The sequence below is a fragment of the Streptomyces sp. NPDC057271 genome (assembly GCF_042668715.1).
Classification (GTDB): domain Bacteria; phylum Actinomycetota; class Actinomycetes; order Streptomycetales; family Streptomycetaceae; genus Streptomyces.
On sequence record NZ_JBHUYJ010000023.1, the window covers coordinates 67746 to 87359 of the forward strand.

The window sequence follows — 19614 nt, forward strand, 5'->3', positions numbered from 1 at the left end:
CCCCCTATGGTGCGGGGCGGTCCGGGGCGGTCGAGCCGTTTGACGGCGTCCGTCGGCCGGCGGGCCGTGCGAGGTGCGACAGGAACTCCCCCACCGCCTCGCGGACATCGCTCTCCGTCCACGCGAGCCCCGGTTCGCCCACCGTCACCTCGGTCACGGCCACGCCCGGGGGGCCGCCCGCGCCGGGGCCGCCCCAGCGGCGGAAGAGGACCGTGCCTGTCGCCTCGGTGAGCGCCAGGGCAGCGGCCGTGAGGACGTCGGGGTCGTACGGCAGCCAGACCTGGAACTGGTGGGTGTGGGGCTCCTCCGGGTGCACCCGGAACCACGGCACGCCCGCCTCCTCGAAGCCCGCCCGCAGTCCGGCCGCCACCACGCGCGCGTGGGCCACGTACGACGGCAGCCTCGGCAGCTCCCGTTCCAGGCCCCGCAGCGCCGACACCGCCGCCGGGTACTGCTGGAAGACCTGGCCCCCGTACCGGTGCCGCCACACCCGGGCCTCCTCCATGACGTCCTCGGGGCCGGCCAGCGCCGCTCCCGAAAGGCCGCCCAGGGACTTGTAGAACGACACGTACACGCTGTCCGCGAGCCCCGCGATCTCCCGCAGCCCGCGCCCGAAGTGCGGGGCGCACTCCCACAGCCGCGCGCCGTCGACGTGCACCACTGCGTCCCGCTCCCGGGCCGCCTCCACGACCTCGACCAGTTCGTCCCAGGTCGGCAGCACGAACCCGGCGTCCCGCAGCGGCAGTTCCAGCATCAGCGTTCCGAAGGGCTCCGGGTGCTCCCGTACCTCCTCGGCCGTCGGAAGCCTCGGGCCGTCCGCCGGGTGGACCGTCCGCAGCCCGCTCACCGCCGTGAGCGCCCCGCCCTCGTGGACCTCGGGGTGGGCGAGCGGGTGCAGGGCGACCACGGGGTTGCCGGTCCGCCCCGCCCAGCAGCGCAGCGCCACCTGCTGCGCCATCGTCCCGGTCGGGAAGAACACCGCGGCCGGGAAGCCGAGTGCGTCGGCCACCCGCTGTTCGAGCCGCTCGACCGGCCCGTCCCCGTAGATGTCGACGGGGCCGCCGTCGTCCTCCGCCGCCCCCGCCCAGTCGGCCAGCTCCCGCAGGCGCTCCCCGACCGTGCCCTCGACCGGGGAGTGCCACAGCGCGCGCCGCGCACCGCCCCACACCTTCGCCCGATGCAGCCGCGCTTCCGTTTCGTCCATGGGCCGATCATCACACCACCACCCACACCCTGTGGACAGCCACGGAGGAGCGCGAAACGCTGGCGTAGCATGACCAGAAATCGTCCGGTACCCCCCGCGGACTGGAACGGAAGGCCGTTGCCGCGTGAATCGACCAGCAGAACCCCGAGCGGAAGACCGTCCCGCGCGACTCACCGTCGGAGTCGTCGGAGCCGGCCGGGTGGGACCCGCCCTCGCCGCCGCCCTCCAGCTCGCGGGGCACCGCCCCGTCGCGGTCTCCGCCGTCTCCGACGCGTCCGTGCGCCGCGCCGCGACGCTGCTCCCGGACGTGCCCATCGTGCCGCCCGCCGAGGTGCTCGGCCGCGCCGAACTGGTGCTGCTGACCGTCCCCGACGACGCCCTGCCCGGCCTGGTCGAGGGCCTCGCCGAGACCGGGGCCGTACGACCCGGGCAGCTGCTCGTGCACACCTCCGGCCGGTACGGCGTGAACGTCCTCGACCCCGCCCGCCGGGTCGGCGCCCTGCCGCTCGCCCTGCACCCCGCCATGACCTTCACCGGCAGCTCCGTCGACGTCCAGCGCCTGGCCGGCTGCTCCTTCGGGGTGACCGCGCCCGAGGAGCTGCGGCTGGCCGCCGAGGCCCTGGTCATCGAGATGGGCGGCGAGCCCGAGTGGATCGCCGAGGAGGCCCGCCCGCTCTACCACGCGGCCCTCGCCCTCGGCGCGAACCACCTGGTCACCCTGGTCGCCCAGTCCATGGACCTGCTCCGTTCGGCCGGGGTCGCCGCCCCGGACCGGATGCTCGGCCCGCTGCTGGGCGCCGCCCTGGACAACGCCCTGCGGTCCGGCGACGGGGCCCTCACCGGCCCCGTGGCGCGCGGTGACGCGGGCACGGTCGCCGCGCACGTCGCCGAGCTGCGCAAGCACGCGCCGGGCACCGTCGCCGGCTATCTGGCGATGGCCCGCACGACCGCCGACCGGGCGCTCGCGCACGGCCTGCTCAAGCCCGAGCTGGCCGAGGACCTGCTGGGCGTGCTCGCCGACGGGGAGACCGACCGATGACATCGACGACCTTCGCCCTGGTCCGTACGGCCGACGAGCTCCACGCCCTCGCCCCCACCCCGGGTGTGGCCGGAAACGGCCGTACGGCCGTCGTGATGACCATGGGCGCGCTCCACGAAGGCCACGCCACCCTGGTCCGTACCGCTCGCGGCTACGTCGGACCCGACGGGTTCGTCGTCGTCACCGTCTTCGTCAACCCGCTCCAGTTCGGCGCGGGCGAGGACCTCGACCGCTACCCCCGCACGCTGGACGCGGACCTCCGTACGGCCGAGGAGGCGGGCGCCGACGCCGTGTTCGCGCCCTCCGTCGACGAGGTCTACCCCGGCGGGGAGCCCCAGGTCCGGATCACCGCCGGCCCCATGGGCGGGCGTCTCGAAGGCGCCTCGCGGCCCGGCCACTTCGACGGCATGCTCACGGTCGTCGCCAAGCTGCTCCACCTCACCCGCCCCGACCTGGCCTTCTTCGGCCAGAAGGACGCCCAGCAGCTGGCCCTGATCCGGCGGATGGCCCGCGATCTGAACTTCCCCGCGGAGATCGTCGGCGTGCCCACGGTCCGCGAGGCCGACGGTCTCGCCCTGTCCAGCCGCAACCGCTACCTCTCCGATCGCGAGCGCCGCACCGCCCTCGCCCTCTCCCGCGCCCTGTTCGCCGCGAGCGACCGGCTGGCCGCCCAGCACGCGCTGCGCGCGCGTGCCGCCTCCCTGCCCGGTTCCCAGGGCCGGGCGGAGACCCGCGCCGAGGCGCTCTCCCGGCTCGGCGAGGCCCGCGCCGCGGCCGACGCGCACGCGGTCGCCCAGGCGTCCGAGTGCGGCGGCGCCGATGCCGTACGGGCCGCGGCCCGCACCGTCCTCGACGAGGCGGCGAAGGCCGAGCCGCCGCTCGTCCTCGACTACCTCGCCCTGGTCGATCCGGCCGACTTCACCGAGGTCGGCGACGACCACGACGGTGACGCGATCCTCGCCGTCGCCGCGCGCGTGGGCAGTACGCGCCTCATCGACAACATCCCGCTGACCCTCGGAGCCACCAAGTGACCGGAATACGGCTGCACGCGCCCGCGCCGGGCTGGTCCATCGACGCCGACGTCGTCGTGGTCGGCTCCGGTGTCGCGGGGCTGACCGCGGCCCTGCGCTGCACGGCGGCCGGACTGCGGACGGTCGTCGTCACCAAGGCCCGCCTGGACGACGGCTCCACCCGCTGGGCGCAGGGCGGCATCGCCGCCGCGCTCGGCGAGGGCGACACCCCCGAGCAGCACCTCGACGACACCCTCGTGGCGGGCGCCGGGCTCTGCGACGCCGAGGCCGTCCGGCTTCTGGTCACCGAGGGCCCCGGCGCCGTCCGCCGGCTGATCGCCACCGGCGCCGACTTCGACAAGACCGCCGACGGCGAGATCGCCCTGACCCGAGAGGGCGGCCACCACCGACGCCGGATCGCCCACGCCGGCGGCGACGCCACCGGCCTGGAGATCTCCCGCGCCCTTGTGGAGGCGATACGGGACGGCGGGCTGCGGACCATCGAGCACGCGCTCGTCCTCGACCTCCTCAAGGACGACGAGGGGCGCACGGCGGGCGTGACCCTGCACGTCATGGGCGAGGGCCAGCACGACGGCGTCGGCGCCGTCCACGCCCCCGCGGTGGTCCTCGCGACCGGCGGCATGGGCCAGGTCTTCTCGGCCACCACGAACCCGGCCGTCTCCACCGGCGACGGCGTCGCGCTCGCCCTGCGCGCCGGGGCCGAGGTCTCCGACCTGGAGTTCGTCCAGTTCCACCCGACGGTGCTCTTCCTCGGCTCCGACTCCGAGGGCCAGCAGCCGCTGGTCTCCGAGGCGGTACGGGGCGAGGGCGCCCATCTCGTCGACGCCGACGGCGTCCGCTTCATGCTCGGACAGCACGAACTGGCCGAGCTGGCGCCCCGCGACATCGTCGCCAAGGCGATCATGCGCCGGATGCAGGAGCGGGGCGCCGAGCACATGTACCTGGACGCCCGGCACTTCGGCGCCGAGATGTGGGAGACCAGGTTCCCCACGATCCTCGCCGCCTGCCGCGCCCACGACATCGATCCGGTCACCGAGCCGATCCCGGTCGCCCCCGCGGCCCACTACGCCTCCGGCGGCGTCCGCACCGACCTGACGGGCCGGACCACCGTCCCGGGCCTCTACGCGTGCGGTGAGGTGGCCTGCACGGGCGTCCACGGCGCCAACCGCCTGGCGTCGAACTCGCTCCTGGAGGGCCTGGTCTTCGCCGAGCGGATCGCCGACGACATCGCCACGCGGGGCCCGCACCGCGAGGGCCTGCCGGTCGTGCCCGCGACCCCGTCCGTGCTGCCGCTGCTCGCGCCCGAGACCCGGGTCCGGATCCAGCGGGTCATGAGCGCGGACGCCGGAGTGCTGCGCTCGGCCGAGAGCCTCGGGGACGCCGCCGACGCGCTGGAGGCGCTGAGCCTCTCGGCGGCGGAGGACCGCCAGGGCAAGGCGGCCGAGCCGGGCGTCGAGTCCTGGGAGACGACGAACCTGCTGTGCGTCGCCCGGGTGCTGGTCGCGGCCGCCCAGGAGCGCCGGGAGACCCGTGGCTGCCACTGGCGCGAGGACCATCCCGAGCGCGACGAGGACTGGCGGCGCCATCTGATCGTGCGCCTCACCTCGGACCGGCGGCTCGTGGTCCGCCGTACCGCCACCGCAGACTTTCCGCCCGTAACCGCCGACGCAACCAGGGAGCCGCAGTCGTGAGCACGCCCGAAGAAGCACGTCCGCAGCCCGTGGACGTCCCTCTGATCCAGATCAGCGCCCCGGCCGAGGAGGCGGGCGGCTGTGGTGACGGCTGCGGCTGCGCCGACGGCGACGAGGTCTACGAGTGCGGGCTCGACCCCGCGCTCGCGCAGCTGCTCGCCGACGCCGGGCTCGACCCGGTGCAGGTCGAGGACATCGCCCACCTGGCCATCGAGGAGGACCTCGACGGAGGCGTGGACGTGACGACCGTGGCGACGGTCCCCGAGGACGCGGTCGCCACCGCCGACTTCACCGCCCGTGAGGCGGGCGTGGTGGCGGGTCTGCGGGTCGCCGAGGCGGTGCTCTCCATCGTCTGCACCGAGACCTTCGAGGTCGAGCGGCACGTCGAGGACGGCGAGCGCGTCGAGGCGGGCCAGAAGCTCCTGAGCGTGACCACCCGCACCCGTGACCTGCTCACCGGCGAGCGCAGCGCGCTGAACATCCTGTGCCGCCTCTCCGGCATCGCCACCGCCACGCGCGCGTGGGCGGACGCCCTGGAGGGCACCAGGGCCCGCGTCCGGGACACCCGCAAGACCACGCCGGGGCTGCGCGCCCTGGAGAAGTACGCGGTGCGCTGCGGCGGCGGCGTCAACCACCGCATGTCCCTGTCGGACGCGGCGCTGGTGAAGGACAACCACGTGGTGGCCGCCGGCGGTGTGGCGCAGGCCTTCAAGGCCGTACGGGAGCTGTTCCCGGACGTGCCGATCGAGGTCGAGGTCGACACGCTGCACCAGGTCCGCGAGGTCCTGGACGCGGGCGCCGACCTGATCCTGCTGGACAACTTCACCCCCCTGGAGACCGAGGAGGCCGTCGCGCTGGTCGCCGGCCGCGCGGTCCTGGAGTCCTCCGGACGCCTCACGCTGGAGAACGCGGCGGCCTACGCGGCGACGGGCGTGGACTATCTCGCGGTCGGCGGGCTGACCCACTCCTCCCCGATCCTCGACATCGGCCTCGACCTGCGCGAGGTGCGGGCCTGATGCTGCTCACCATCGACGTCGGCAACACGCACACGGTCCTCGGTCTCTTCGACGGGGACGAGATCGTCGAGCACTGGCGCATCTCGACCGATCCGCGTCGCACCGCCGACGAGATGGCGGTCCTGCTCCAGGGCCTCATGGGCATGCACCCGCTGCTGGGTGTCGAGCTGAGCGACGGCATCGAGGGCATCTCGATCTGTGCGACGGTCCCCTCGGTGCTGCACGAGCTGCGCGAGGTGACCCGGCGGTACTACGGCGACGTCCCGGCCGTCCTGGTCGAGCCCGGCGTCAAGACGGGCGTCCCGATCCTCACGGACAACCCGAAGGAGGTCGGCGCGGACCGCATCATCAACGCGGTCGCGGCGGTCGAGCTCTACGGCGGTCCGGCGATCGTGGTCGACTTCGGCACGGCGACGACGTACGACGCGATCACCGCGCGCGGCGAGTACGCGGGCGGCGCGATCGCGCCCGGCATCGAGATCTCGGTCGAGGCGCTGGGAGTCCGCGGCGCCCAGCTCCGCAAGATCGAGCTCGCCCGGCCGCGCAGCGTGATCGGCAAGAACACGGTCGAGGCGATGCAGTCGGGCATCGTCTTCGGCTTCGCCGGTCAGGTCGACGGCGTGGTGGCCCGGATGAAGCGCGAGCTGGTCGGCCGCGACGGCGACCCGTCGGCCGTGACCGTGATCGCCACCGGCGGCCTGGCCCCGATGGTGCTCGGCGAGTCGACACAGATCGACGAGCACGAGCCGTGGCTGACGCTGATCGGCCTGCGTCTGGTGTACGAGCGCAACGTCTCGCGCATGTAGCGGGGCGCGTCACGCGTGGGCGGCGCCGGAGCGGTCGGGGCGCCGCCACACCGAGCTGATCGGTAAACGAAATTTGTCCGATTAGCGCGTATTGTCACCTCATGCCCACGCCATACGGATCCCGCGGCGGCATGGCGTTCAGTGCGGACGAGCTGCGTGTGCTCCGACGCGCCCTTGCCACCGCCCTCAACCCCGCCCCCCTTCAGGACGAGGACGTCCAGGACTGCCTGCGGCTCGCCGCGTCCGTGGACGACGCCGTCCGGGAGGCCGGCCGGCTGCGTGCCTTCCTCCTCGCCGACCTGACCCGGTACCGCGAGGCCCTGCCCGGCTCGCTCTCCGGCTATCTGGATCTCCTCCAGGACGCCCTCGGCGCCGGGTACGACCCGGGCTTCGACGACCTCACGGCCCTGCGTGCCCTGCGGGTCCACCCCCGGGCGGCCGGCCTCCTGGAGCGATGCCAGGTGCTCGCCGAGCGGTCCGTGCGCGCCCTCCCCCAGAGCTTCGCCTGGGGAGACCCCCGCCTCGCCTCGCTCGCCCGCGTCTCCCAGGCCGTGGCCTCCGCGCCCCGCGCCCGGCTGCTGGCCCTCCCCGGCGGCCGCGCCGCCGACGAGCCCAAGCCGCCCGCCCCGAAGCAGCCGCCCGCGCCGACGAAGCGCCCGGCCCCGAAGCCGTCCGAGGTCTTCCCGCCGCGCCGACGCCCCGTACCGCCGCCCCCGCCCGAGGAACGCGCCGCCGGATAGCTACCCTGGTCGGCATGGACTACGTATCCGCGCTCCTGCCGCCCGTCGTGATGGCCCTGTTCTTCACGGCGCTCGTCGTCACGATCGTCAAGAGCCAGGGCGGCCCGAACAAGGCGAAGGAAGACGCGGCCGTGGACGCCGCTCTCGCCCGCGCCGATGCCACCCGCCAGGCGGACGGCAACACCCCGTAGCGCCACCCGCACCGAAGGACGTACGACAGCTTTCAGGTCGTACGTCCTTTTTGTTGCGTTTCATCCGTCAATAGCAGACCATTCCCGCTTCGCGGACTATGGTGGCGGTGTGCCCCGCCAATTGGGAGAGCTGGAAGACGCCGTCATGACACGCGTCTGGCAATGGAACCGTCCGGTGACCGTCCGGGAAGTCCTGGAGGATCTCCAGCAGGAACGGTCCATCGCCTACACCACCGTCATGACGGTAATGGACAATCTCCATCAGAAGGGCTGGGTGCGGAGGGAAGTCGACGGCCGCGCCTATCGATATACCGCGGTCTCCACCCGAGCCGCCTACTCGGCCGCACTGATGAACGAGGCGTGGGCCCAGAGCGACAACCCGGCGGCCGCCCTTGTCGCGTTCTTCGGCATGATGTCGAGCGAGCAGCGAGAGGCCCTCACCGACGCGATCCGAATCGTCGGGCACAACGTGCCGGAGACCCCCGCCCCGCAGCCCGAGGGGGCCCGCGAGAGCGCAGGTGGGGCGGCGGACGAGGGTGTGGGCGGGGGTTCGCCCCCGGACGCCGGAGAGGCTGCCTCGGACCCCGAGGGCGACGGGCGATAACGTCCCCCCATGCCGTCGTCCTCCGCCGCCTCGAAAGCCGTCACCGTCCGCCGCGCCCGCACCGGCGATGTCGCCGCCGTACGCCGCCTCGTCGACCCGTACGCCCGGCGGGGCATCCTGCTCGACAAAGCCGACGTGACGCTTTACGAGGACATCCAGGAGTTCTGGGTCGCCGAACGCGACGAGGACGGCGTCGTCGTCGGCTGCGGGGCACTCCACGTGATGTGGGAAGACCTCGCCGAAGTGCGTACTCTCGCCGTCGATCCCGAGTTCAAGGGCGCCGGCGTCGGCCATCACGTGCTCGACAAGTTGCTGCACACCGCCCGTTGGCTCGGGGTGCGCCGCGTATTCTGCCTGACCTTCGAAGTCGACTTCTTCGCGAAGCACGGCTTCGTCGAGATCGGCGAGACTCCGGTCGACGGAGATGTGTACAGCGAGCTCCTGCGTTCCTACGACGAGGGCGTCGCCGAGTTCCTGGGTCTCGAACGAGTGAAGCCGAACACCCTGGGCAACAGCCGGATGCTTCTGCATCTGTGATCCTGACGAGCGCACGGAACCCTATGTCCGAATCGCGCACGTTTCCCGCACTGCCGGGCTTCTGAACCTCTCCCAGGGGTTTGTGTTTTTCCGGGAAAAGCGGTTTCCTTTCCGCGTACTGCATTTTCGATGAAAGGAAATCCGGTGGCACAGAAGGTTCAGGTCCTTCTTGTCGACGACCTCGACGGCGTCGAGGCGGACGAGACCGTGACGTTCGCGCTGGACGGCAAGACCTACGAGATCGACCTCACCACCGCCAACGCGGACAAGCTCCGTGGCCTGCTCGAGCCGTACACCAAGAGCGGTCGGCGTACCGGTGGCCGCAGCGCCGGTACGCGCGGCAAGGGCCGGGTCGCGGCCGGCGGCAGCCCGGACACCGCGAAGATCCGCGCGTGGGCCAAGGAGAACGGCTACAACGTGAACGACCGCGGTCGCGTTCCGGCGGAGATCAAGGCCGCCTACGAGGACGCGAACCGCTGAGGAGTCAGCTGCTGAGCGACCGACCTCGCGGAACGCTCCACCGGCCGCCCTCCGGGGCGCCCCGGAAGGCCTTCCCGGGACCGTGCACTCAGCAGCCGCACCCGGTGGCACTCCGCCGCGGCGGCGGCCACGAGACGTACGAGACAGGGGGCGGCCGCACCACCCCGCACCGCGGTCCGCAGGGCCGGCAGCGACGTCTCCACGTCGCGGCCCGGCTCGGGGGCGCGCAGCCACACCGCGGCGCCGGGCGCGTCGGAACCGCTCCATCCTGGGGGAACAGGAGCGGTCATCCGGCTGCCGGCGCCCAGGGCGACGAGATCCAGCGAGATCCCGCCCCACTCCAGCCAGTCGAGCAGCCCCGGCAGCTCCTCCGCGCTCCCCGCGGCGACCAGTAGCCGCATCCTCCACCCCGTGAGGGCCACCGGCCCGGTGGCACCCGCGCCCGTCCGGCGCAGCACCGCCCGGCCGGCCTCGGCGGGCACGTCGAGGACGTCGAAGCGCAGACCCGTCACCAGGCCCACCGGCGGGCCGGCCACCGTCTCCCAGCCGAGCGCCTCCTCGTACCAGCGCGCCGCACCGCCGTCGACCGGCGAGCGGGGCGGCGGCACGCGTGGTGCGGTGGAGGGCATGTCCGGGGAACGCCCACGAAGGTCCCTTGGTTACGCCGTCGTCGACGCCGCGTCCTCGATCCACTGCGCACGGTGTCCGCGATGGGGGCGTACGGGTGCATTCGGCAGCGCAAGGATGTTCGCCCGTAGCGGAGGGAACCGGGGTGTGCCGCATGGAGTGTCAGTGCGGACGGGTAAGACATTCCTAGTGAGGAGGGGCGACTCGCGGGCTTTCGCGTCTCACGTTCGCCATCGGCGTACTGAAGGCGCGGGTAACTGCTTGGCCTGCGGGAACATCGTCTCGCACCATCGAGTTGGAGCATTTGTCGGCTGTTCGGCAGCAGGTCTCCCCACGGACAAGGGGGTGATCCGGACGGATGTCGGCAGTTGGAATGAGCGGTCCCCGCTTGCGGGACTAAGCTGCGGAAGGACAGGGAGGGGATCGACCCCTAACTGACTGACCGCTCTGAGGAGCGATTAACGATGTTCGAGAGGTTCACCGACCGCGCGCGGCGGGTTGTCGTCCTGGCTCAGGAAGAAGCCCGGATGCTCAACCACAACTACATCGGCACCGAGCACATCCTCCTGGGCCTTATCCACGAGGGTGAGGGTGTCGCCGCTAAGGCCCTGGAGAGCCTCGGGATTTCGCTCGAGGCGGTCCGCCAGCAGGTTGAGGAGATCATCGGGCAGGGCCAGCAGGCTCCGTCCGGTCACATCCCCTTCACCCCGCGTGCCAAGAAGGTCCTGGAGCTGTCGCTCCGCGAGGCCCTCCAGCTCGGCCACAACTACATCGGCACGGAGCACATCCTGCTCGGCCTGATCCGCGAGGGCGAGGGCGTCGCCGCCCAGGTCCTCGTGAAGCTGGGCGCCGATCTCAACCGGGTGCGGCAGCAGGTCATCCAGCTGCTCTCCGGCTACCAGGGCAAGGAAGCCGCCACGGCCGGCGGTCCTGCCGAGGGCACCCCCTCGACGTCCCTGGTCCTCGACCAGTTCGGCCGCAACCTCACCCAGGCGGCCCGCGAATCCAAGCTCGACCCGGTCATCGGGCGCGAGAAGGAGATCGAGCGGGTCATGCAGGTGCTGTCCCGCCGTACGAAGAACAACCCGGTTCTCATCGGCGAGCCCGGCGTCGGCAAGACCGCCGTCGTCGAAGGCCTGGCGCAGGCCATCGTCAAGGGCGAGGTGCCCGAGACTCTCAAGGACAAGCACCTCTACACCCTGGACCTCGGCGCGCTGGTCGCAGGCTCCCGCTACCGCGGTGACTTCGAGGAGCGCCTGAAGAAGGTCCTCAAGGAGATCCGCACCCGCGGCGACATCATCCTGTTCATCGACGAGCTCCACACCCTGGTGGGTGCGGGTGCCGCCGAGGGCGCGATCGACGCCGCCAGCATCCTCAAGCCGATGCTGGCCCGCGGTGAGCTCCAGACCATCGGTGCGACCACGCTCGACGAGTACCGCAAGTACCTGGAGAAGGACGCGGCCCTCGAGCGCCGCTTCCAGCCCATCCAGGTCGCCGAGCCGTCGCTGCCGCACACGATCGAGATCCTCAAGGGTCTGCGTGACCGGTACGAGGCCCACCACCGGGTCTCCATCACGGACGAGGCCCTCGTCCAGGCCGCGACCCTGGCCGACCGGTACATCTCGGACCGCTTCCTGCCGGACAAGGCGATCGACCTGATCGACGAGGCCGGATCCCGGATGCGCATCCGCCGGATGACCGCGCCGCCGGACCTCCGCGAGTTCGACGAGAAGATCGCCGGTGTCCGCCGGGACAAGGAGTCCGCGATCGACTCCCAGGACTTCGAGAAGGCGGCGTCTCTCCGCGACAAGGAGAAGCAGCTGCTGGCGGCGAAGGCCAAGCGGGAGAAGGAGTGGAAGGCCGGCGACATGGACGTCGTCGCCGAGGTCGACGGCGAGCTGATCGCCGAGGTCCTCGCGACCGCCACCGGCATCCCGGTCTTCAAGCTGACCGAGGAGGAGTCGAGCCGACTGCTCCGCATGGAGGACGAGCTCCACAAGCGCGTCATCGGCCAGAAGGACGCGGTCATCGGCCTCTCGCGGGCGATCCGTCGTACGCGAGCCGGTCTGAAGGACCCGAAGCGTCCCGGTGGCTCGTTCATCTTCGCCGGCCCGTCCGGTGTCGGTAAGACCGAGCTGTCCAAGGCGCTCGCCGAATTCCTCTTCGGCGACGAGGACGCGATGATCTCCCTCGACATGTCGGAGTTCAGCGAGAAGCACACGGTTTCCCGTCTCTTCGGTTCTCCCCCCGGATACGTGGGCTACGAAGAGGGCGGCCAGCTCACCGAGAAGGTGCGCCGCAAGCCGTTCTCCGTCGTCCTGTTCGACGAGGTCGAGAAGGCCCACCCCGATATCTTCAATTCCCTTCTCCAGATCCTGGAGGACGGTCGTCTGACCGACTCCCAGGGCCGGGTCGTGGACTTCAAGAACACGGTCATCATCATGACGACCAACCTCGGGACCCGGGACATCTCGAAGGGCTTCAACCTGGGCTTCGCCGCCCAGGGCGACACGAAGTCCAACTACGAGCGGATGAAGGCCAAGGTCAGCGACGAGCTGAAGCAGCACTTCCGCCCGGAGTTCCTGAACCGTGTGGACGACATCATCGTCTTCCCGCAGCTCACCCAGGACGACATCCTGCAGATCGTCGACCTGATGATCAGCCGGGTGGACGAGCGCCTGAAGGACCGGGACATGGGCCTCGAGCTCTCCCAGTCCGCGAAGGAGCTGCTCGCCAAGAAGGGTTACGACCCGGTCATGGGCGCCCGGCCGCTGCGCCGGACGATCCAGCGCGAGGTCGAGGACTCGCTCTCCGAGAAGATCCTCTTCGGCGAGCTGCGCCCCGGCCACATCGTGGTCGTGGACACCGAGGGCGAGGGCGAGGAGAAGAAGTTCACCTTCCGCGGCGAGGAGAAGTCGGCCCTGCCGGACGTCCCGCCGATCGAGCAGGCGACGGGCGGAGCGGGCCCGAACCTCTCGAAGGACGCGTGAGGCGAAACCGCTGAAGGGGCTGCCCCCGGACCCGTGAGGGTTCCGGGGGCAGCCCCTTTTCGCCGGCCGGGAGCAGCATCGGCTCACGTCGTTGTCCTCGACGGACGGTCGCCACGTCGGTCATGAGCGTGAACGTACCGAGGGAGGGGAGGTGTCGTCGGCCCCTGCCCGGATCTGGACTCCGGGCGGCAGGTTCTCGGCGCCGGTGAACAGGGCGCCGAGGCTGTTGACGGAGACGAGCCGCTCCAGGCCCGCCAGCGGTGTGAGGTCGTGGACCAGTCCGCCGACGCTGCCCAGGAGGCGCAGTCGGCGCAGGCCGGGGAAGGCGCGGGCGACGGCGTCCAGCGGGGCGGGGGAGCGGTCGCAGACCAGGTACACCATCTCGACCCCCGGCAGCCGCAGCGAGTCCGGGACGCTCCGCAGGCCCGCCGCCGGCAGGGAGAGGAACGAGAGGCTGTCCAGGCAGGCCACGGCCTGCCAGTCCTCCTCGCTCATCCCGGCGACCCGTTCGACCGTGAGGACCTTGAGGCCGCTCAGCCGGCGGAGAACGCCGAACCCTCCGTCGGGGTACTCGTTCAGAGCGAGGGTCGCCAGGTCGTTCTCGGCGGGGAGGGACTCGAGAACCCGGGCGAGGGGCCCCGGGAGCCGCAGATTCAACGAAGCGTCGATCAGTTCACGGAGCAGGGCCGTCCCGTGGCCGGAGACGCCGGCGCGGATGTCGAGGTTCCTGGGGCGCAGCCCGAGTCGGGCGATCTCGGCGGCCTGTCCGTCGGAGGTGATGGTGAAGTCGAGTTCGGACGGGTCGAGCGCCGCGATGATCTCCTCGGCGTACCGGGTGGTGTCGAACCGGTTCCACCCCCAGATCAGCTGGGAGCGGACCGCCAGGCTCGGATGCCGGGTGAACCGGGCGAGGTACGGCAGCGCGGCGTCGTCCGTGATGTGGGTGGCGGTGGTCACCACGTCCAGGGACTGCTGGTCGGTCAGCGCCTCGGGGCCCGGCAGCAGGTCCAGGACGGTGCGCCCCACCGACGCCAGCTCCCGCGCCTCCGCCGGCCCGGACGGCGGGATCACCGCCGCCGTGCGCGCGAGGATCCGTGCCCGGACCTCCGGGGACACCTCCGTCGCGTGGTCCAGCGCCGTCGCCGCCACGGCCACGATCCGCAGTCGCGTAGGGCGGTCCGGTGCCGCGTCCGTCGCCTTCAGCAGCTCCTCGAAGATCTCGGCGCATTCGCGTGGGCGCGCGTGGCCGACGGCCATGCGGATGACGTCCTCCCACTGGTCGTCCGCCGCGTGCTGGATCAGGACGCCGATGTCCCAGTGGTCCACCAGGGCCTTCGCCGCGAGGTAGTCCTGGAAGGTGCGGTGGACGAAGTCGACCGTGTCCGCGGTCGGCTCGCGCAGCAGGCCGCTGCGGTGGAGCAGATGAAGGAAGATCGCGTCGGGGTCGATCCCGGCCGCCTCCGTGATCGCGGGCGCCGCCTCCCGTACGACCGATGCCGCGTGCGGGCGGTCCATCGTCGTCCGGCCGTTGAGAGTGAGCCAGTAGGCGATCCGCTGGATCAGCTGGATCTGCGGGGCCTCGCCCAGCTCGACCCCGTACGGCATGCCCATGTCCCGCTCGCGGTCCCGGCGGGAGAGCAACATGGCCAGCGCCGCGTCGTACAGCGCCTTGCGGCCGCGCGGCAGGAAGCCGCGGCGGCCGCGGTGCAGGGCGCAGATCAGACCGCACATCAGCGGGTTGGTGGCGAGCTGGGCGACGTCGGAGGTCGTCCGCAGGGCGTCGAGGAGGGGTTGCTCGTACGGCGCGGCCTCCGGTCCGGCCGCCTGGTGCCAGCGGCGGACGAAGGCGGTGACCTCGGCGGTGGACATGGGGGAGAGGGTGAACTCGGCGAAGCCGTCGGAGGTCAGCCAGTCGTCCCGTACGGCGGTGGGGCGGGAGGTCACCAGCCAGCGGTTGCCGTCGTAGGAGTCGAGGAGCTCGCGGAGCCAGCGGCGGGCGCGGTCGCGTTCGACCTCGGGGATCTCGTCGATGCCGTCGACGAGGACGAGGCCGCGGCCGGCGCCGAGGACACGGTCGGCCCAGCCCTCGGGCGGGGAGAGCGGGCAGCCGACGGCGGAGAGGAAGCGGTCGGGGGCGGGGAGCCGCTCGCCGTGGCGGGTGAGGGTGCGGAGGGGGAGGACGAAGGGGATCCGGTCGCGGAGGTACGCCATGGCGTCGGCCTGCTCGTCCCGTGCCGCGGAGACCGCCAGCCACTGGACGAGGGTCGTCTTCCCCGATCCGGCCAGGCCGCGCAGCAGCACCTTGTCGTGCTGGGCGAGCGCGACGTCCGCGCGGCCGCCCCCGTCGAGGTCGTGGAGCACGCGGGCGGCCGTCGCGAGGAGGGCCTCGCGCTGTTCGGGCGTCAGCGTGGGCCGCGTGCCCGGGGGCGCCACGCCGAAGGCGTTCGCGAAGGCGTCCACGAACCCCTGATCACGCTCGTCGACCTCTGTGAGGGCGGCCAGACGGAGGTGTCTGTCGAGCGGAGGACCTGCCGCCGTCGCCTCCAGCGACAGGTAGGCCACGTCCAGGGGCCACTTCTCCGGTGCGTCCCGCAGGTCGACCCCGTAGATGGTGAGGCTGCCGTGCTTCTTCGCCACGTACGCCCGGTAGCGGCGCTCGAACTCCGCGTCCCGCACGTCCACCCGTGGGGTACGGCGGATCACCTCGTCGACCTTGGCCGTCAGCTCCGCCTGTCCGCGGGTCTGCTCCACGAGGGAGCGGGCCACGAACGTGGACCGCTGGGTGAAGAACTCCAGGATGTGCAGGCAGGCCCACCCGGTGAGCGTGTCGAGGAAGAGGACGCAGTCCGTCGACAGGCCGTCCGGGGCCGGGGCCGCGGCGCGCAGGGCGCGGGCGAGGGCCGGGGCGCCGAGGCTGACCGCCTGGACGTCGTCCATGTCCAGGTCGCCGAGGGCGAGGAGCGTCGCGGCCAGGGTGTCGGTGAGCGCCTCGGTCTCGGTGGCGGGGAACGGAGGCTCTCCGGGGCCGGTGGCGGCGCGCTCGACCAGCGTGGCGGCCAGTCTCCGGACGTCCCGCTCGCCCAGCGTCCGCTGCTCGCCGCGGAAGGAGACGAGCCGGGAGAGTCTGATCGGCTTGCGAGCGCCGGTGAGACCGGCCCCCGGACCGTCCTTGACCAGGAGTTTTCGCAGGAGCGGGCCGACCGCCGCCGATGCGAGGCGGGTGCCGATGAGCGCTGGTTCCACGTACGTCCCCCGAACGTCGCCCGGACAGGTCCAACTCCTGCACACCGTAGTCGGGGACGGCGTTCTGACGGCCCTGGTTGCGTGACCCAGGTCGCATCGGGGGCGGGTGCGCCGTGACAAGGCGCACAGGCGTTTTGAGGGGTACTAACCGGGATAGTGACGCTGTTTGGTGTTCATTCCGGACGTTCGGGGCGCCGATGGTGGGACTTTGGTCCCGAGAGGGGGCGAACCGTACGGGAAGTGGCCTGTAGGTCCGTTTCGGGCGGGTCCGACGTGCGGATAAACCAGTTCATTGGTGGCGGTATGTCCGATTTCGAAGGTGGGGGCTCGGGTCGTCAAGAGCCGAACTCCCCCGCCCGCCGCTACGACGCAATGTCGTAGATGGGGTGTTTTACGCCGGATGGGGGTCCGGGTTACCAAGGATGAGCAACAGCCCGCCCGGCGCAGCGATCGCGTCGGGTCCCGTTCTGTCCGGAGGTTTTCCCCCGTATGTCGAAGCGCGTCATGAACCCCGCCGCCCGTACCGCCGCCGTCGCTCTCGCCACCGCGGGTCTGGGAGTGTCGCTGGTGGCCGGAGCAGGGTCCGCCTTCGCCGCCGAGGGCAAGGCCGCCACCATCGCGACTGCCGCGACCGGTGCGTCCGCTGCCGTCGCCGCGCAGGCCGATGCCCAGGCCCAGGCCGCCGTGAAGGCCGCCGTCGCCAAGCAGGCCGCCGCGAAGAAGGCGGCTGTCGCCAAGGCGGTGAAGGCCGCCCCGGTCGCCGCCAAGAAGGCCCCCTCCTGGGTCAAGCCGGTCAGCTCCTACACCCTGACCGCCAGCTTCAACCAGGGCGGCTCCATGTGGGCCCACAAGCACTCCGGCCAGGACTTCGCCGTTCCGGTCGGCACCCCGGTCAAGGCCGCCGGCGCCGGCACCGTCGTGAAGGCCGGCCCGAACGGCGGCGGCGACGGCCCCGCGTACGGCAACGCCATCGTCGTCAAGCACGCCAACGGCAAGTACTCGCAGTACGCCCACCTGTCGAAGATCAACGTGCACATCGGCCAGAAGGTCGGCGCCGGTCAGAAGATCGCCCTCTCGGGCAACACCGGCAACTCCTCCGGCCCGCACCTGCACTTCGAGATCCGTACGACCCCGAACTACGGTTCCGCCCTCAACCCGTCCGCGTTCCTGCGCTCGGTGGGTGTCACCATCTGACCTGAAGAACGCCTCACCGCGCGCCGTGCGCCTGGGTGATCAGATCGAGGGCGACCTCGAGGACGGCTTCACGCTTCTCCTCGGGGTCGCCTTCGACGTTGTCCATGAAGAACATGCCCGAGTGCAGGGCGAAGATCGCGCTCACACAGCGCACGCGGTCGATCACGGCGAAGTCCGGCTCCTGGATCAGGCCGCTCAGCTCCAGCAGCCGCTCCTTGAAGGTCATGCCGATGCTCAGCTCGCGGACGGCCGCCTGGTTCTCCTGTATGAAGCGGAACAGCGGGGCCGCGCCGACCAGGGACTGCTGATAGCGCCGGATGATCTCCTCCTTGACCTCCAGCGTGCGCGGCTGCCTCTTCGCCCAGGCGATCAGCTCGTCCATGGGCCGGGTGAGGTCCTGGAAGATGCCGATGATGATGTCTTCCTTGGTCCTGAAGTGGTAGTACAGCGCGGCCTTGGTGACATCGAGGTGCTCGGCGATCTCGCGCAGCGAGGTCTTCTCGTAGCCCTGTGCGGCGAAGAGTTCCAGGGCCACGTCCTGGATGCGCTGGCGGGTGTTGCCTCGGGCCATGGCTGCTCTCCACTTTCCACAAAACTTACTTGACGACCGGCAAGTTACGCGCCTACCGTCCCCAGTGTAGTAACTAGCCGGGCGGCAAGTAAGGGAATGACATGGCTGCGCAGTCGACCAGCACCACTCCGAGCGAGGTGACGGAGCCGCCGCCGCGCAGCGTCCGCGTCGTGCTCCTCGCCCTCATGATCGCGATGCTCCTCGCGATGCTGGACAACATGATCATCGGCACCGCCATGCCCACGATCGTCGGCGAACTGGGCGGCCTGGAGCACCTCTCCTGGGTCGTCACCGCCTACACCCTGGCCACCGCGGCCTCCACCCCGATCTGGGGAAAGCTCGGCGACATGTTCGGCCGCAAGGGCATCTTCCTCACCTCGATCGTGATCTTCGTGATCGGGTCGGCGCTCAGCGGCATGGCCCAGGACATGGGCCAGCTGATCGGCTTCCGTACGATCCAGGGCCTCGGCGCCGGCGGTCTGATGGTCGGTGTCATGGCGATCATCGGTGACCTCATCCCGCCCCGGGAGCGCGGCAAGTACCAGGGCATGATGGCCGGCGTGATGGCCCTCGCCATGATCGGCGGCCCGCTCGTCGGCGGCACCATCACCGACCACTGGGGCTGGCGCTGGTCCTTCTACATCAACCTGCCGCTCGGCGCCGTCGCCCTCGCCATGGTCACCACCGTCCTGCACCTGCCGAAGAAGCGGCGTGCCACCGGCACCCGGATCGACTTCCTCGGCGCCGGACTCCTGACCGTCGGCATCACCGCGATCGTCCTCGTCACCACCTGGGGCGGCACGGAGTACGCCTGGGGCTCGGCCACCATCGTCGGCCTCGCCGTCGGCGGCACCGTCGCGCTCGCCGCCTTCCTGTACGTCGAGACGCGGGCGAGCGACCCGATCATGCCGCTGCACATCTTCCGCAGCCGCAACTTCACCGTGATGTCCCTGATCGGCTTCATCACCGGCTTCGTGATGTTCGGCGCGGTCCTCTACCTGCCGATCTTCCAGCAGTCCGTGCAGGGCGCCTCGGCCACCAACTCCGGTCTGCTGCTCCTGCCGATGCTTCTGTCGATGATGCTCGTCTCGCTGCTCGTCGGCCGCTTCACCACCAGCACCGGCAAGTACAAGATCTTCCCGATCGCAGGCGGCGCCCTGATGACGGCCGGCCTCTTCGCGCTCTCCACGATGGACACCGGCACCTCGCGACTGGTCTCCGGCGTCTGGATGGCGCTCCTCGGAGCCGGCATGGGCTTCCTGATGCAGATCACGATGCTCGTCGCGCAGAACAGCGTCGAGATGAAGGACATGGGTGTCGCCTCCAGCTCGACGACCCTCTTCCGTACCCTCGGCTCCTCCTTCGGCGTCGCGATCATGGGCGCGCTCTTCACGAGCCGCGTCCAGGACGAGATGGCGGAGCGCGGCGGCTCGGAGCTGACGCAGCGCTCCGCCCAGCTCGACGCGGCCTCGCTGGCGAAGCTGCCGGCCGCCCTGCGCGAGGCGTACCAGCACGCGGTGGCCGCCGGCACCCACTCCGCCTTCCTGGTCGGCGCGGCGGTCGCGGTCCTCGGCTTCCTCCTCGCCTTCCTGGTCAAGGAGGTCGCGCTGCGCGGCGCCGGACCGGAGAACGGGTCGCAGGGCTCGGACG

At 71.4% G+C, this 19614-nt stretch carries 17 protein-coding genes; 13 read left to right on the forward strand and 4 right to left on the reverse strand.

The window, feature by feature from the left end; genetic code table 11:
* Window positions 1-4: 4 nt before the first annotated feature.
* Window positions 5-1204, reverse strand: coding sequence for a threonine aldolase family protein (locus tag ACFUJR_RS13990; RefSeq protein WP_383172373.1), 1200 nt, complete (start codon window positions 1202-1204; stop codon window positions 5-7).
* 124 nt (window positions 1205-1328) lie between these two features.
* Here ACFUJR_RS13990 and ACFUJR_RS13995 point away from each other — a divergent pair, with 124 nt between their 5' ends.
* The 10 genes from ACFUJR_RS13995 to ACFUJR_RS14040 all read left to right on the forward strand — a co-directional run bounded on the left by ACFUJR_RS13995 (window position 1329) and on the right by ACFUJR_RS14040 (window position 9339).
* Complete coding sequence (locus ACFUJR_RS13995) at window positions 1329-2243, forward strand: Rossmann-like and DUF2520 domain-containing protein (RefSeq protein ID WP_383172375.1); 915 nt, start codon at window positions 1329-1331, stop codon at window positions 2241-2243.
* Window positions 2240-3274, forward strand: coding sequence for a pantoate--beta-alanine ligase (gene panC, locus ACFUJR_RS14000; protein WP_383172377.1), 1035 nt, complete (start codon window positions 2240-2242; stop codon window positions 3272-3274). The genes ACFUJR_RS13995 and panC overlap by 4 nt, the downstream gene beginning before the upstream one ends.
* Window positions 3271-4965 carry an L-aspartate oxidase gene (locus ACFUJR_RS14005; protein ID WP_383172379.1) on the forward strand — a complete coding sequence of 565 codons (1695 nt, stop codon included), beginning with the start codon at window positions 3271-3273 and terminating at the stop codon, window positions 4963-4965. The genes panC and ACFUJR_RS14005 overlap by 4 nt, the downstream gene beginning before the upstream one ends.
* On the forward strand, window positions 4962-5981 hold the full coding sequence (nadC, locus tag ACFUJR_RS14010) for a carboxylating nicotinate-nucleotide diphosphorylase (protein WP_383172381.1): 1020 nt from the start codon (window positions 4962-4964) through the stop codon (window positions 5979-5981). Before ACFUJR_RS14005 ends, nadC begins: the two co-directional genes overlap by 4 nt.
* Complete coding sequence (locus tag ACFUJR_RS14015; protein ID WP_383172383.1) at window positions 5981-6787, forward strand: type III pantothenate kinase; 807 nt, start codon at window positions 5981-5983, stop codon at window positions 6785-6787. The genes nadC and ACFUJR_RS14015 overlap by 1 nt, the downstream gene beginning before the upstream one ends.
* 131 nt (window positions 6788-6918) lie before the next feature.
* Window positions 6919-7527, forward strand: a complete 609-nt coding sequence (locus tag ACFUJR_RS14020; protein ID WP_383172399.1) for a hypothetical protein — start codon at window positions 6919-6921, stop codon at window positions 7525-7527.
* Between the two features lie 14 nt (window positions 7528-7541).
* Window positions 7542-7718 (forward strand): hypothetical protein, encoded by a 177-nt coding sequence (locus tag ACFUJR_RS14025; RefSeq protein ID WP_383172385.1) that lies wholly within the window; start codon window positions 7542-7544, stop codon window positions 7716-7718.
* 109 nt (window positions 7719-7827) lie between these two features.
* Window positions 7828-8322, forward strand: coding sequence for a BlaI/MecI/CopY family transcriptional regulator (locus tag ACFUJR_RS14030; protein WP_383172387.1), 495 nt, complete (start codon window positions 7828-7830; stop codon window positions 8320-8322).
* A 9-nt stretch (window positions 8323-8331) separates the two neighbouring features.
* Complete coding sequence (locus ACFUJR_RS14035) at window positions 8332-8859, forward strand: amino-acid N-acetyltransferase (protein ID WP_383172389.1); 528 nt, start codon at window positions 8332-8334, stop codon at window positions 8857-8859.
* A 144-nt stretch (window positions 8860-9003) separates the two neighbouring features.
* On the forward strand, window positions 9004-9339 hold the full coding sequence (locus ACFUJR_RS14040; protein WP_147979058.1) for an Lsr2 family protein: 336 nt from the start codon (window positions 9004-9006) through the stop codon (window positions 9337-9339).
* Here the strand turns inward: ACFUJR_RS14040 and ACFUJR_RS14045 are convergent.
* Window positions 9318-9968, reverse strand: a complete 651-nt coding sequence (locus ACFUJR_RS14045) for an SCO3374 family protein (protein WP_383172391.1) — start codon at window positions 9966-9968, stop codon at window positions 9318-9320. The genes ACFUJR_RS14040 and ACFUJR_RS14045 overlap by 22 nt on opposite strands.
* A 462-nt stretch (window positions 9969-10430) precedes the next feature.
* On the opposite strand from ACFUJR_RS14045, the gene ACFUJR_RS14050 reads away from it, so the two are divergent.
* Window positions 10431-12956: an ATP-dependent Clp protease ATP-binding subunit gene (locus tag ACFUJR_RS14050; protein WP_383172393.1), complete on the forward strand. Its 2526-nt coding sequence runs from the start codon at window positions 10431-10433 to the stop codon at window positions 12954-12956.
* A gap of 120 nt (window positions 12957-13076) precedes the next feature.
* On the opposite strand, the gene ACFUJR_RS14055 is transcribed toward ACFUJR_RS14050, so the two are convergent.
* Window positions 13077-16199: an NACHT domain-containing protein gene (locus tag ACFUJR_RS14055; RefSeq protein WP_383180474.1), complete on the reverse strand. Its 3123-nt coding sequence runs from the start codon at window positions 16197-16199 to the stop codon at window positions 13077-13079.
* 489 nt (window positions 16200-16688) lie between these two features.
* On the opposite strand from ACFUJR_RS14055, the gene ACFUJR_RS14060 reads away from it, so the two are divergent.
* Window positions 16689-17393, forward strand: coding sequence for a M23 family metallopeptidase (locus ACFUJR_RS14060; protein WP_383180477.1), 705 nt, complete (start codon window positions 16689-16691; stop codon window positions 17391-17393).
* 13 nt (window positions 17394-17406) lie between these two features.
* Here ACFUJR_RS14060 and ACFUJR_RS14065 read toward each other — a convergent pair whose 3' ends face one another.
* Window positions 17407-17964: a TetR/AcrR family transcriptional regulator gene (locus ACFUJR_RS14065; RefSeq protein ID WP_383180480.1), complete on the reverse strand. Its 558-nt coding sequence runs from the start codon at window positions 17962-17964 to the stop codon at window positions 17407-17409.
* Between the two features lie 101 nt (window positions 17965-18065).
* Between ACFUJR_RS14065 and ACFUJR_RS14070 the strand changes: the two genes are divergently transcribed.
* On the forward strand, window positions 18066-19614 hold a 1549-nt coding region (locus ACFUJR_RS14070; protein ID WP_383450405.1), incomplete at its 3' end, for an MDR family MFS transporter.